This is a genomic window from Anabaena cylindrica UHCC 0172 (assembly GCF_034931625.1).
Lineage (GTDB): Bacteria > Cyanobacteriota > Cyanobacteriia > Cyanobacteriales > Nostocaceae > Anabaena > Anabaena cylindrica_A.
The window spans coordinates 15844-30164 of record NZ_JAYGGY010000039.1 but is presented as its reverse complement, the minus strand read 5'-3'; the positions used below and the strand labels follow the sequence as shown (position 1 = coordinate 30164).

The 14321-nt window shown below is 40.0% G+C and carries 12 protein-coding genes; 4 read left to right on the top strand and 8 right to left on the bottom strand.

The window, feature by feature from the left end; genetic code table 11:
* Positions 1 to 287: 287 nt before the first annotated feature.
* The gene (locus VB713_RS11460; RefSeq protein ID WP_323311681.1) at positions 288 to 1502 is read left to right on the top strand and encodes an HhoA/HhoB/HtrA family serine endopeptidase; all 1215 of its coding nucleotides are present in this window, start codon (positions 288 to 290) and stop codon (positions 1500 to 1502) included.
* A gap of 190 nt (positions 1503 to 1692) precedes the next feature.
* Here VB713_RS11460 and cimA read toward each other — a convergent pair whose 3' ends face one another.
* Entirely contained in the window at positions 1693 to 3330 is a 1638-nt protein-coding gene (gene cimA / locus VB713_RS11455) for a citramalate synthase (protein WP_323311680.1), read from the bottom strand.
* Positions 3331 to 3428: 98 nt separating this feature from the next.
* On the opposite strand from cimA, the gene VB713_RS11450 reads away from it, so the two are divergent.
* The 3 genes from VB713_RS11450 (at position 3429) to thiO (ending at position 6364) form a co-directional block, all read left to right on the top strand.
* Positions 3429 to 3767 (top strand): 2Fe-2S iron-sulfur cluster-binding protein, encoded by a 339-nt coding sequence (locus tag VB713_RS11450; protein ID WP_323311679.1) that lies wholly within the window; start codon positions 3429 to 3431, stop codon positions 3765 to 3767.
* 16 nt (positions 3768 to 3783) lie between these two features.
* The gene (locus VB713_RS11445) at positions 3784 to 4209 is read left to right on the top strand and encodes a hypothetical protein (protein ID WP_323311678.1); all 426 of its coding nucleotides are present in this window, start codon (positions 3784 to 3786) and stop codon (positions 4207 to 4209) included.
* A gap of 136 nt (positions 4210 to 4345) precedes the next feature.
* Positions 4346 to 6364: a glycine oxidase ThiO gene (thiO, locus tag VB713_RS11440; RefSeq protein ID WP_323311677.1), complete on the top strand. Its 2019-nt coding sequence runs from the start codon at positions 4346 to 4348 to the stop codon at positions 6362 to 6364.
* 15 nt (positions 6365 to 6379) lie between these two features.
* On the opposite strand, the gene VB713_RS11435 is transcribed toward thiO, so the two are convergent.
* The 7 genes from VB713_RS11435 to VB713_RS11405 all read right to left on the bottom strand — a co-directional run bounded on the left by VB713_RS11435 (position 6380) and on the right by VB713_RS11405 (position 14236).
* A complete protein-coding gene (locus VB713_RS11435; protein ID WP_323311676.1) occupies positions 6380 to 6880 on the bottom strand; it encodes a hypothetical protein in 501 nt (166 codons plus the stop codon).
* 2 nt (positions 6881 to 6882) lie between these two features.
* Positions 6883 to 8169: an AAA family ATPase gene (locus VB713_RS11430; protein WP_323311675.1), complete on the bottom strand. Its 1287-nt coding sequence runs from the start codon at positions 8167 to 8169 to the stop codon at positions 6883 to 6885.
* Positions 8170 to 8265: 96 nt separating this feature from the next.
* On the bottom strand, positions 8266 to 8655 hold the full coding sequence (locus VB713_RS11425) for a hypothetical protein (protein ID WP_323311674.1): 390 nt from the start codon (positions 8653 to 8655) through the stop codon (positions 8266 to 8268).
* A 101-nt stretch (positions 8656 to 8756) separates the two neighbouring features.
* On the bottom strand, positions 8757 to 10154 hold the full coding sequence (locus VB713_RS11420; RefSeq protein WP_323311673.1) for an ATP-binding protein: 1398 nt from the start codon (positions 10152 to 10154) through the stop codon (positions 8757 to 8759).
* 126 nt (positions 10155 to 10280) lie between these two features.
* The gene (locus VB713_RS11415; RefSeq protein WP_323311672.1) at positions 10281 to 10664 is read right to left on the bottom strand and encodes a hypothetical protein; all 384 of its coding nucleotides are present in this window, start codon (positions 10662 to 10664) and stop codon (positions 10281 to 10283) included.
* Between the two features lie 174 nt (positions 10665 to 10838).
* Positions 10839 to 12242, bottom strand: coding sequence for an ATP-binding protein (locus VB713_RS11410; protein ID WP_323311671.1), 1404 nt, complete (start codon positions 12240 to 12242; stop codon positions 10839 to 10841).
* Positions 12243 to 12571: 329 nt separating this feature from the next.
* Positions 12572 to 14236: an FAD-dependent oxidoreductase gene (locus VB713_RS11405; protein ID WP_323311670.1), complete on the bottom strand. Its 1665-nt coding sequence runs from the start codon at positions 14234 to 14236 to the stop codon at positions 12572 to 12574.
* Positions 14237 to 14321 lie beyond the last annotated feature (85 nt).

Below are 14321 nucleotides of genomic sequence, written 5' to 3'. Positions count from 1 at the left end.
GGAGTCAGGAGTCAGGAGTCAGGAGTCAGGAGTCAGGAGTCAGGAGTCAGGATGAGGAAGAATATTTTTCTCGTCTGTTCCTTGCTATATCAAATATTCTGTATCCTGAATCCTTACCCATTAACTTAATCGTAGTAGGACAAATTCCATCGGGAAATCGTTTAAAGAAACTTGAATGAAGGTAAGAACGTTAATAGACGTGGATTTTTATCCAAGCTGTAACAATTGTAAATAACTTTATCGTTTATCTGTTGTTTTTTCTGAGGCTTTTAGATTAGGTTGTAATTATGCAAATTTCCAAACTACCCCGGTCTATACGCCAACTCACTACCCATGCGATAGCGAAGCGCTCCGTAGGAATCGCAATTTTTATGGGAGTGATGTTGAGCGTTACCTCTTTACAAGTGTTACCATCTCAGGCGGAACCTGCGCCCAATTCTGTAGTTGCTCAAAAGCTATCTCCGGCTGTTGCGGCTGTTGGTAGTAGTAGTTTTGTCACGGCTGCGGTGAATCGTGTGGGGCCGGCTGTGGTCAGAATTGATACAGAGCGAACAATTACCCACCGTGTTGAACCGATGATGGAAGATCCTTTTTTCCGGCGATTTTTTGGTGATAGCTTCTCTCAACAGTCACCAACTGAGCAGTTACGCGGTTTAGGTTCTGGGTTTATTATTGACAAAAGTGGTCTAATTTTGACTAATGCCCATGTGGTAGATCAAGCTGATAAAGTGACAGTCCGCCTGAAAGATGGTCGCACATTTGAAGGAACTGTGAAAGGCATTGATGAAGTAACTGATTTGGCGGTTGTCAAGATTAATGCTGGTAATGATTTACCGGTTGCAGCTTTGGGTTCGTCTAATAATGTACAGGTTGGAGATTGGGCGATCGCAGTTGGTAATCCTTTAGGATTTGATAATACCGTTACATTGGGCATTGTCAGTACTCTCAAACGTTCTAGCGCCCAAGTAGGAATTAGCGATAAACGCCTAGATTTCATTCAAACTGACGCGGCAATTAACCCTGGTAACTCTGGTGGACCCTTATTAAATGGTGAAGGTGAGGTAATTGGGATTAATACTGCGATTCGTGCAGATGCGATGGGGATTGGGTTTGCGATTCCTATTGATAAAGCTAAAGCGATCGCACTTCAATTGCAACGAGATGGAAAAGTTGCTCACCCCTATTTAGGTGTACAAATGATCACCTTAACACCCCAATTAGCCAAAACAAATAACAGTGATCCCAACTCCATGTTTGAGATTCCTGAAGTCAAAGGCGTTTTAGTCATGCGGGTTGTCCCCAATTCTCCAGCCGCAAATGCAGGTATCCGCCGTGGAGATGTAATTGTGCAGATTGATGGTAAACCAATCACCAATGCAGAACAGTTGCAAGGAGTGGTGGAAGATAGCAAGCTCGGTCAATTATTGCAAGTGAAAGTGCAACGAGGTAATCAAACACAGTTGCTTTCAGTCCGCACCGCTGAATTGAAAGATATTTCTTGAAGAAGAATTCAGAAGTCAGAATTCAGGAGTCAGAATACAATCAGTGGAAGATTCAGACCCGCCACTGATTGTTCTCCCTTGGCGTTCCCAAAAGGTAGACCACCAAATTGAAAATTTAGTGGGGGTCTTAAACCCGATTATTCAGCCTGTTAGGGGTAGCGGGGCGTTGAGCAGCCTTCTGACTTCTAACTCAAGAAAGTTTCAACACCTTTTCTGCTTGGAAATGTAACAACAAACCATATTCCAAACCTTCAACTACCGCTTGATAAGAAGCTTCCAAAATATTTGTAGAAACTCCTACAGTTGTCCAACGTTGTTGACCATTTCCCGATTCTACTAAAGCGCGGGTTTTAGCTGCTGTACCCGTATGTCCATTGAGAATTCTGACTTTATAATCTGTCAACTCAAAAGCAGCAATGTGGGGATAAAAGTTGATCAATGCTTTGCGTAAAGCTGCATCCAAAGCTGCTACTGGACCATTACCTTCCGCCGCTTCCAGAATATTGTTACCGTTCACAGCTACTTTAATTGTTGCCAAAGAATTGGTCGTTTCTTTCCCCTCAACCAAATCACAGTGGACTTGAAAACCTTTAACTTCAAAAAACTGCTCACGCCGACCCAAAGCCTCATACATTAGTAGGATAAAACTTGCTTCTGCGGCTTCAAATTGATATCCTTCACTCTCCAAATCCTTCATGCGTTGGAGAATTTGCCGTGCTTGGGGATTTTCCTTATCTAATTCAATCCCAAAAGTCCGGGCTTTAGCTAACACATTACTGAGTCCAGACTGTTCAGAAATGACAATTCGGCGCAGGTTTCCGACCTGTTCCGGCTGAATATGTTCATAAGTCAAAGGGTTACGTTCTACTGCTGATACATGAATACCACCTTTATGAGCAAAAGCAGAACGTCCCACAAAAGGCGCGTGTTCATCAGGAGCGAGATTTACAACTTCGCTAACAAAGCGACTAGCTTCTGTAAGTTGATTTAGCTGGTGTTCACCGATACAGCTATAACCAAGCTTTAGTTGTAAATTGGGAATCAGAGAACACAGGTTAGCATTACCGCAGCGTTCACCATAGCCGTTGATTGTACCTTGTACCATCTTCGCCCCAGCCATTACTGCTGCTAGGGCATTAGCTACAGCCATTTCTGAATCATTATGAGTATGAATGCCGATTTGGGGAATTGTCATTGATTTTTGACAAATGACTAATGACAAATGACTAATGACTAATTCCACAATTTGAGAAACTTCATGAGGTAAAGTCCCACCATTGGTATCACATAAAACTAACCATTCAGCCCCTGCGGTTAATGCTGCTTTTAATGTCTGTAAAGCATAATTAGGGTTTTGTTTGTAACCATCAAACCAATGTTCAGCATCATAGATGACACGCCGTCCTTGAGAACGCAGGTACTCAATTGTGTCAGTAATCATGGCTAAATTTTCTTCTAAACTGGTCTTCAGTCCGGCTGTGACGTGTAAATCCCAAGATTTACCAAAAATTGTCACCCAGCGCGTACTTGCTGCCAGAATCGCTTGCAGCATTGGTTCATCTACTGCTTTAGTGTGAGGGCGACGAGTGGAGCAAAAGGGAACAACTTCTGCTTGTTTGAGCGGATTTTCTTGGAGTTGCCAGAAAAATTGTACATCTTTGGGATTTGCTCCTGGCCAACCGCCTTCAATAAAGGGAATCCCTAATTCATCAAGTCTGTGAGCAATGCGTAACTTATCTTCTATGGACACTGATAATCCTTCCCGTTGAGTCCCGTCCCGGAGAGTAGTGTCATAAAGCCAAAGTTGATTTGAGGGAGTTGTGGTCATAAAAATTTGGTGAACCTTTAGTTCAACACTTACACCTGAGAGACAACTTTGCGGCGATGTGCCAACATACAACAAAAAGCTATTTTGGTAATTTCAATATGCCCCAAGTAGTAGCTCAAGGTAAATTAATTGAGTGTGAAAGCCAAGCCAATTTACGCAAAGTTCTGTTAGAAAATGGCATTGACCTCTACAATGGCGGTTCCAAGCTCATAAATTGTCGAGGAATTGGCAGTTGTGGTACTTGTGCGGTTAAGGTAGAAGGCGAAGTATCCGCAGCGAATTGGCGTGATCAAACGCGGCGTTCGCTTCCTCCCCATTCTCCTACATCAGACTTGCGTTTAGCTTGCCAAACTCAGGTTTTAGGTGATGTGAAAATAACAAAGTTTGATGGATTTTGGGGTCAAGGTTCTCAATTAGTTTGGACACCAGAAGGTTAACAAGGAGAGAAACAAGATGGGTAGATGGACACCCTTAATTCTGATGGCTGGAGGCGTGGCAATTTTGCTGGGTACGTTGCTAGGCATTAATTTTCCTATGGGCGGACAACAAAGTGCTAATGTTCCGCCTGGACGTAGAGCTTCCAGCGTCCTCCCGGCTAATATTAATGTTAATAGCACGGCCACCCGGAATGATTCTGAAACTGCTAACAGCAATGATTCTGAAACTGTTAACAGCAATGATTCTGAAACTGTTAACAACAATGATTTTGCTAATGATAATCGCCGCACCAGCGTAGCTCAAAATAATGCTTCTACGGAGTCTACAGGAATAAATGATAGTACACAAGACGGAAGTAATACTGATACTTCCATAACAGACAGTAGTTCAAGTTCAGGTAATCTTGATCAAGAAAAAGAACCTATTAGCGCTTTGTGGTAGTCAGAGATGTCTGAAAACTTTTTCCTGTGGTATCCAATACTTGATAGATCCCCCTAAATCCCCTTTTTAAGGGCTAGAAGTTGGGGGTAGGTCAATCCTGATAGGTTATTAGTTATGTAGTAATGACTAATGACTAATGACTAGTGACATTTTAATTATTGGCGGTGGCATTATCGGCTTGGCTTGCGCTGTCGAACTTAAATTACGGGGGGCAAATGTCACCTTGCTTTGCCGTGATTTTTCTGCCGCAGCCAGTCATGCAGCCGCAGGGATGTTGGCTCCTGATGCGGAAAAAATATCTAATGGGGCGATGCTTTCTTTATGTTGGCGATCGCGCTTTTTATATCCTAACTGGACAAGCAAACTAGAAGATTTAACTGGTTTAAATACAGGTTATTGGCCTTGCGGCATCCTCGCTCCAGTGTATCAGGAGGCAGGGGGGCAGGGAGCAGGGAGCAGGGAGCAGGGAGCAGAGGAAGGATTATCTATAGCCTCTTCCCAATCGTCAATCGCCAATCGCCAATCTCCAGCTTACTGGTTAGATAAAGCAGCTATTGAGCAATATCAACCAGGCTTGGGAGCAGATGTGATTGGGGGCTGGTGGTATCCTGAAGATGGGCAAGTTGATAATCGCGCTTTGGTAAAAGTTTTGAGGACTGCTGCTGAGTCTTTGGGTGTGGAATTCCAGGATGGGGTGATAGTAGAAGCGATCGCACAACAACAAGGGAAAGTTATCGGTGTCCAAACCAATTTGGGTTTACTTCACGCCTCCCATTATGTTTTAGCCTCTGGTGCTTGGACAAATCAATTATTACCTTTACCAGTGAGTCCCCGCAAAGGACAGATGCTGAGTTTGCGAGTACCGGAATCTGTCCCGGAATTACCTTTGACACGGGTGCTTTACGGTGAAAATATTTACATTGTCCCCCGGCGTAATCGTTCTATTATTCTGGGGGCAACTAGTGAAGATGTGGGCTTTAGTCCCGACAACACTCCAGCCGGAATTCAAAGTTTACTCCAAGCGGCTATTCGTCTCTATCCCCAATTAGCAAATTATTCCATTCAAGAAATGTGGTGGGGATTTCGCCCCTCTACTGCCGATGAATTACCTATTTTGGGCAATAGTCATTGTGATAATTTAACTTTGGCTACGGGACATTTCCGCAATGGCATTTTACTTGCACCCGTGACAGCAGCATTAATTGCTGATTTGATTTGGGAAAAAAAGGCAGATCCTCTCCTGGCTAATTTTCATTATTCGCGCTTTCAAGCTCAGTCATCTACCACTACATCCATGCTCACTCATTCTGCTAATTTCACCAACGGAAACCGTAGTCTACAAGCCACTGATTTGACTATTCAAGATTCAAAATTGATTATTGCTGGCAAAACTTTTCAATCTCGCTTAATGACGGGAACTGGTAAATATCGCAGTATTGAGGAAATGCAGCAAAGTGTTGCCGCTAGTGGGTGTCAAATTGTGACTGTAGCAGTGCGGAGAGTGCAAACTAAAGCACCTGGACATGAAGGTTTAGCGGAAGCTTTAGATTGGCAGAAAATCTGGATGTTACCGAATACAGCAGGTTGTCAAACCGCAGAAGAAGCAATTCGGGTGGCTCGTTTGGGACGTGAAATGGCGAAGTTATTGGGACAGGAAGATAATAATTTTGTCAAATTGGAGGTAATACCTGATGCCAAATATTTACTTCCCGATCCCATTGGCACTCTGCAAGCCGCTGAACAGTTGGTAAAGGAAGGTTTTGCTGTTTTGCCTTATATTAATGCTGATCCCATGTTAGCCAAGCGTTTAGAGGAAGTTGGTTGTGCAACGGTGATGCCTTTAGCAGCCCCTATTGGTTCAGGACAAGGGTTGAAAACTACTGCCAATATTCAGATTATTATTGAAAATGCCAAGATCCCTGTTGTTGTAGATGCTGGTATTGGTGCGCCTTCTGAGGCTTCTGAGGCGATGGAATTGGGGGCGGATGCGTTATTAATTAATAGTGCGATCGCACTGGCTCAAAATGCCCCAGCTATGGCTTATGCGATGAATTTGGCAGCAGTAGCCGGTCGCATGGCTTATTTAGCGGGAAGAATGCCGATGAAAGACTATGCTAGTGCTAGTTCACCTTTGACGGGAACTATTACTGGTTAGTTAATATTTAGATCCCTAACTTTTTGAATAAGTTGGGGGATCTGATTGTTTGCTAGTTACATACTTTTCTTCTAAGACCTGACTTTTATATTTGATCAGATTACCAGAATCGTTAACATTGTGTTTTTTTAGACGTTTCTTGAGTTTAATTTCCATAGAACTATTAATATCAGGAGTGGGATTTCTATTTAATACAATACGTGCATAAATTTTAAATTCTTTTATTTCAGTCATCAGTTTAGTGATAGATGAATCTATTTGTCCAATTGCTTTTTGTAAATCATGTCCTTTTAATTCTACAAAAAAGGCTGATTTATCTTCACATGATAAAATTAGGTAATCACATCTTTCACCTTCTTTAATTAGGCACCCATCTACCTTAATTTTACAAATCTCTTTACCGTTGTCATTAGTGACTCTATACTCTTGTTTATTCCCAGAATCTTTAACAACTATGGTTTTCCTAGTATCACAAAATTCCTTACATTCACTTGTTCTAAAAAAATCGTTACACATACTCAGTCATCTAAATTAAACAAATCATTAAACTTGTTGTTAATTATACTGGATGCGCTATCTATTTTTTCAGCTTTAATTAATTTCAGTTCTTCATCAATAATTGATTCACAGCCATTTTCAGATATAAAGTAAGCTGAAATGCGATCTGGATCAATCCAACTTTTACTATTAACAATACTTTCTACCGCTTCTCTTTCATCACCAACTTTATTTTCACCTACTTGATGAGCATATAAAAGATTATTGAAAGATGAAAGAATATAAGGACTATGGGTAGTTATTATTATTTGATTATGATAAAGATTTGCTAATATACCAATTAATTCTACAATGTCACTTTGGGTTTCAGGATAAAGATGTGCTTCCGGTTCTTCAAAAACCATAAATACACTCGTTCTATCTAAAATATATCTAAATATCAACAATAGAATCCAAACTGATTCTTGTTGTCCTGAAGAAGCATATTGTAATTTGACATATTTTTCATTATTAATATAAATTCTTTCTTTGTCAAAATCAGCATTAAATCTATATTCACCCTTAAGGATTTTTTTCAATAACTCTGATAAATCAGAACCTAGATTTAAAGCAATATTTCTATTTTGAATGAGAGTATTTAAATCATCTGTAAAGTAAGTTTTTAATAAATTAATTCTTTCTACAAAAGATTTTGTAAAGTAGTCTAATGTATCTGGATTTTTGATTTCTTGGAGTTGTTCAGTTAATGTAGACATTAAACTTCTACCAGCAGGAATAAATACAGGGTAGTGTTTTTCTTCAAAAATATGATCAATGCGTGATTTAAAATTTTTAAACTGTAATCTTCTATCTGATTCTAGTTCTCGTAATTCTTCTAATGACTTAAATTTATTCTGTTGTTCTTTGGAGATTATTTTGTAATTTGAAATTTCTGTAATTAGCGAATCTAACTCTTTCTCAAGAATTGGACTAGTTTCAATATATTTCTTATATATAGACCCAGAAATTTTTATATATTTTTCGTCTGAGTATTGATATTTTATACTAGATACTTTACCATCTAATTTAATATCAAAATATGTGAGTAATATTATTGAGCTTATATCATTTAATAATGATTGCGAATTATCTATAGTATTAGCATATATATAATTAAGTATTTGCTCTTTTAAAGATTTAAATATAAAAATTATCTTGCTAATTGTACTTTTTCCACTTGCTTGGGGACCAATTAACAGCATTACATCTGTAACATCAGCCTCGAATTTTTTAACGGGACCGAAATTTTCTATATAAATTCTTTGCATAATTCTGATATTCCGATTTAGATTCAAAAAAATAAATCACTATTAACAGTGTAGCAAAATATATTTTGTATATGGATATTGGTGTTACTAACTGTATTATTTCTTTCTAGCACAACCTTCTAAGATTTTATTACCCAAAATAAAAACAGCAGAATATGGATAATTTATATCTGACATTGTATCACTACAGCTACTCACTTTTTTCAGAATTAATATATTGTTTTCCCTGCCTCTAAGTCGGTAAACTCTAACTACATCTGTTGGTCTTCCTTCAGCTTTTAATGGTCTGGTATAGGGGAAAGTTTGCTGTTTCATGTCTGGAGAAGCATAGATAATTCCGCGTTTACCGACAGTCACACTCCAAAATGGCTCTGCACCGCTAGCAATAAATTCTTCAACTTTAGATGATTGAGCAATACTCGGATCAGATACTAATAAATTAGTACCAATTCCTAATATAGTAATGGCAGAAGTTAAAAATTTCATGATTAGTAATTTACATCCTACAAATAGAATTTATTCAACAATCAAATAGTATTTCTATATTATAGCTACAAAAATCAAAGACATTGATTTCATGCTTATATTTAATTTAGTACAACCCCGATAGGAAGAAATATTTGAAAGCGTGTCTCCCCTGGTTGGGAGTGAAGTTGGATTTTTCCATGATGTCTATCAACGATCAGATTATGAACAATATCCAAACCTAAACCACTACCTTGACCAACTCCTTTTGTAGTAAAAAATGGCTCAAAAATGCGGGCTTGAATTTCTGGAGGAATACCAGATCCATTATCAGCAATTTCTACTATTAAATAGTCATCATTTTGGAAAGTACGTATGCAAATTTTACCTTTTCCCTTGAGAGCATCAATAGCATTATCAATTAAATTTGTCCAAACTTGATTAAGTTCACTACCATAGGTGCTAATCAATGGCAAATTCTGTCCATATTCCCGTTTTATATCAATACCACCTTTTAATTTATGACGGAGCATGGTAAGAGTATTTTCAATTCCTTCATGAACATCAACTTGCTGAATATCAACTTGAATTTGATTGATGTGAGCATAGGATTTAACCGATTTCACTAATTCAGAAATACGAGTGCTACTTTGTTCAATTTCTTTAATTAGTGTTGCAGTTGTTAAATTAGCCGCCAACCAATGAATGACATCAGTAATAGCATTTTCAGGTATTTTCAGGGTAATAATTTCTAGTTTTTGGCTATCTAAACCAGCATCTACTAAAATTGCAGTAATTTCCCAACTTTTACTTACTTTATGTTCTTCTAACCAGTCGGTAATTTCATCTTCAATATCGCTCTGCATGAGCAAATCAAGTTTAGTTGAAACCATACCAGATTGAGCTTGATATTGAAAGTCTGCTAAAAAATCTAATTGTGCTTTAGTAAATGAATATTGATTCAGTCGTAAAGCTAGAGTTTGTGATTCTTGAAACCGAGTTTGTAATTCTTCTGCTACTCTGGCTCCTGCTGCGGCTGGATTTTTCAATTCATGAGCAATTCCTGCTGATAATTTACCCAGAGATGCCAATTTTTCATGCTGTTGTAGTTGTTTTTCAACTGTTTTTGTTCTTGCGGCTAAAGTTGAGATGACAATATCAGCTAAAGGTGGAAAAGTAGCAATAATTTGTTTAAAAGTTTTGAGTTCTAGCTTGAGTATCCGACTAGCTACAGTTGCATATCCACTAACAATAGAATCAGCTGCTGTGAGAATAGAAATCTCACCAATAAACTCACCCCGTTGATGTTTAGCGAGTATCTTTTCTTGACCCCCTAATTGCTTTGTTACTTGGATTTCTCCCTCTAAAACAACGTGAAAGTCATAACTGCAATCGCCTTCTTTAAATAAATACTCACCTCTATTCAAATCTATCTCAGTTCCATATTCCTTCAGATGCTGTAAAACTTCATCTGACAACCGAGGGAAAAGAGTAGCAGAATTATGGGATTCTTGCAGCATAAAAGCTCCTCATTAAAGAAAACGGAACGTTTCTACGTCGTGATGATAATTTTCTCAAGCTTTCTGTAGAGACGTTGTAAATAAAGTCTCTACAGGTTTTCACTGCATCACTGATGCTTATAAAACTTAGTAAACTAGGTTGCCACTACCACGTAATTGTCGTAAAGAATTGATACAGAAAGGACAGTCGCACGTAAAGATCCTAATTGCCGCATCACTTTCCTCCTCCGTAAAATCCAGTTCTGCAATGTTGCGATCAGATGGCTGCATCGAGAGTACCATTAATTTAGGAGCAGGAGCAGCCTTTGGATCTCTCTCAGCATCTCGGATACACACAAAATTTTTCATTCCGTGGGGATTAGTGATACAGGTACGACCATCATTTGTGTGCATTAATTGCTGGTTAAGATTAACACCAGCATGGGCAGGATTGATTATCCCCAGTGTAGACATTAAGGATGTAAAAATTGAGGAACTAGCAAGCAAATTAAGTATAAGCTTTTTGTTCATAAATTTCCTAAAAGAAGATAGCTGACAGTCTAGGTTATTCGATTCACGAATAAAGATCCAGTGAATTTTGTAACTATTTTAATGTGTCAGTTGCAAGTTAGAAATTAGGCGACAAGAAGTAGAAGGCAGAAGCAAGATAAATATTACCTCCTTATCTCTGTCATCTCTGTTATCTCACCCATCACATGATTTAATTTCAACAGGTAGACGAATTTGAAAACAGGTATTACCGGCAGAGGAAGTAAATTTGATATCACCTTGATGTTTACCAACCACAGTCCGGTAAACGATATCCAAACCTAATCCTTTGCCTTGTCCAACACTCTTGGTAGTGAAAAATGGTTCAAAAATGCGGGATTGAATTTCTGGTGATATACCGTGTCCATTATCAACAATTTCTATTAAAATTTGTTCATTTTCGCACTTAGTCCGGATGTAAATTTGACCTTCACAACCAATGGCATCCAAGGCATTATCAATCAGATGTGTCCATACTTGATTTAACTCACTAGCATAGGCGCTAATTCTGGGTAAATTACCGTATTCTCTAGTTATGACTACGCCATCTTTGAATTTGTGGTGCATCATTTTCAGGGTACTTTCTATGCCTTCATGGATATTGACTTCTTGCAGAAGGGCGCGATCCATGTAGGAATAATCCTGAAGTGCCTTCACAAGCTCCGATACACGGGCTGAACCTGTTTTTAGTTCGGAAAGCAGTCCTAATCCTGTTAATGTAGCTTCTAGCCAAGCTAAGATTGCTCCTAAAGACTCAGCCGATACTTGCTGGATAATTTTGTCGATATCTTCACAATTTAGTCCGATCGCAACCAAGGTAGGAGCTAATTTCCAGCCATCCTTAACTCCATGATTTTCTAGCCAGTCGATTAGTTCATCTTCGCGATCGCATTGAGACAAGGGAGAGAGTGCAGAAAACTCTTGCTGTCGCTCAATTACATCTTTTTGCAAAACAGCCAAATATTTGACTTGTTCCTGATTCAGTTGCTGCTGACTCAGTTGCAAAACCAGAGATGGTAAATCTTGAAATAGCTGTTGCAGTTCCCCAATACCACGTCTGACCGCAGCCATGGGATTATTCATCTCATGAGAAAGTCCAGCGGCCATAGTTCCTAAAGCAGCTAATTTTTCCCGCTGCTGGGACATGGATTGTAATTCCTGTAACCGCTGTGCTGTTGTTTGCAATATAGAAGTAGTCACAGCAGGCATTGTGGCCAGCATTTGCCAAAATGTATCTTTGTCTAATTCCAGAATATGGCAAGACTGCACAGCTTTACCAGTACCGGGTAATCGGGTTTCTCCAGTTAACATTAGCAACTCACCAAACAAGGTTTTTGAGCCATAGTTAACCAAAATAATCTTTTGATTACCTACTTGTTGAGTAATTTGCACCTCACCGTCAATCAAGATAAAGATTTGATCCGCAGGATCTCCCGCAGCACGATGGATATCACCAGGTTCAAGCCAAACTTCTTTTCCTTGTTCGCACAACCACCGCAACTGCTCATCCGTTAAGTCTGCAAACAGTTTCACTTCGCGTAAAGTTTCTATTTCCAGCATTGTAATTAGACATCCGAATAAGGTAATTGGTTATTGGTCATTGGTCATTGGTTATTGGTTATTGGTCATTGGTTATTGGTTATTGGTCATTGGTCATTTGTTATTGGTTATTGGTCATTGATCAAGATGTATCTTCCTCCTAACTTCTGACTCCTAACTTCTGACTCCTAACTTCTGACTCCTAACTCCTGACTCCTAACTCCTGACTCCTAACTCCTGACTCCTAACTCCTGACTCCTGACTCCTGACTCCTGACTCCTGACTCCTAACTCCTAACTCCTGACTCCTAACTCCTAACTCCTGACTCCTGACTCCTGTTTCCTGTTTCCTTACAAAACCTTAGCAAGATACTGATGGACAAAACTCACACAAATAGAACCTTCCCCGACTCCTGAAGCAACTCGTTTCACAGAACCATGATGAACATCACCGACAGCAAAAATACCGGGTATGTTGGTTTCTAGGAGATAAGGATCTCTGTCTGCGTACCATCCCTTTGGACGTTTCCCATCTTTAAATAAATCTGGGCCAGTGAGGATAAAACCACGCTCATCTCGCTCCACAATTCCTTCTAACCAGTTGGTATGAGGGACTGCACCGATAAAGATAAATAGGGAGTTAGCCGAGACTGTTTCCTGTTCATTGGTGACATTGTTGAGGATAGTCAAAGCTTCTAAACTCTCTTCTCCTTTAGCTTCAATGACACTGGAATTAAGTTGAACAATGATGTTTTCTGTAGCGCCAATTTGGTCAACGAGATACTGTGACATTCCCTTACCGAGATTGTCCGCGCGGACTAACATATGCACTTGTTTGGCAAATTTACTAAAGTGCATGGCTGCTTGTCCGGCGGAGTTGGCTCCCCCAATAATGTAGACTTGTTCGTTACTACATTCCATTGCTTCAGTCATAGCTGCGCCGTAGTAGACACCGCGACCTGTAAGTTTTTCAATTCCAGGTACGTTTAAACGTCGCCAAGATACTCCCATTGCCAGCATTAAGGCATGACAAGCAATTTCTGAACCGTCTTTCAGGATGGCGTAACGATAGGAGTCGTTGATGCGAATACCGATGACTTCTTGGGGTGTGAGAATTTCTACACCAAAGCGTTTGGCTTGGGTAACTCCTCTTCTGGCTAAATCTGCACCGCTAAGACCGACAGGAAAGCCAAGATAGTTTTCAATTCTAGAACTTGTGCCGGCTTGTCCTCCGGGGGCTTCTCGTTCGATCATCACCGTTCTTAGCCCTTCTGATGCGCCATAGACTGCGGCGGCTAAACCGGCAGGGCCACCACCAACAATGGCTAGGTCATAAAAAGGTTGTTTGGCTTGGGTTTGCAGTCCTACTTTTTCGGCGATTTGAATATTACTAGGTTTGATTAAACGTTCTCCGTTTCCGAGGATGACGAGGGGGAGGCTGAGTTTGTTTTCACCACTGTAGTTGAGTAGTTCTTGCGCCTCTTGGTCGCGTTCAATGTCTAACCATTGATAGGGAACTTGATTGCGGGCGAGGAAATCTTTGATGTTATGGGAGTCAGGAGACCAACGATTACCAACAACGCGAATGCCTTCAAAGGGTGGATGGTAGGAGGCTAACCAGTCATCGAGTAAGTCGTTGAGTATGGGATATAAACGTTCTTCTGGTGGGTCCCAAGGTTTGGTGAGGTAGTAGTTGATATTGGTTTTATTGATGGCTGCGATCGCAGCATCGGTATCAGCATAGGCTGTAAGTAATGCTCTTTTGGCTTCGGGAAAGATGGTGATTGCTTCTTGGAGAAATTCTATCCCGGTCATTTGTGGCATTCGCTGATCTGCCAGGAATAAAGCTACTGTTTCATTGCGTAATTTTAATTCTTTGATGGCTTCTAGTGCCTGTGCGCCTGAGTCTGCACGCAAGATGCGGAAGCGATCGCCATATTCTCGTCGTAGATCACGAGCGATCGCCTGTAACACCTGTGGGTCATCATCCACTGTCAGAATCATCGGTTTAGTCATAATTTTTTCTTTGTTTTTTCCAATATTGTTGTCATAGCTTGCGTGGCATAGCCATACAGAAAAAGACTTTTACACCTCACTCCTC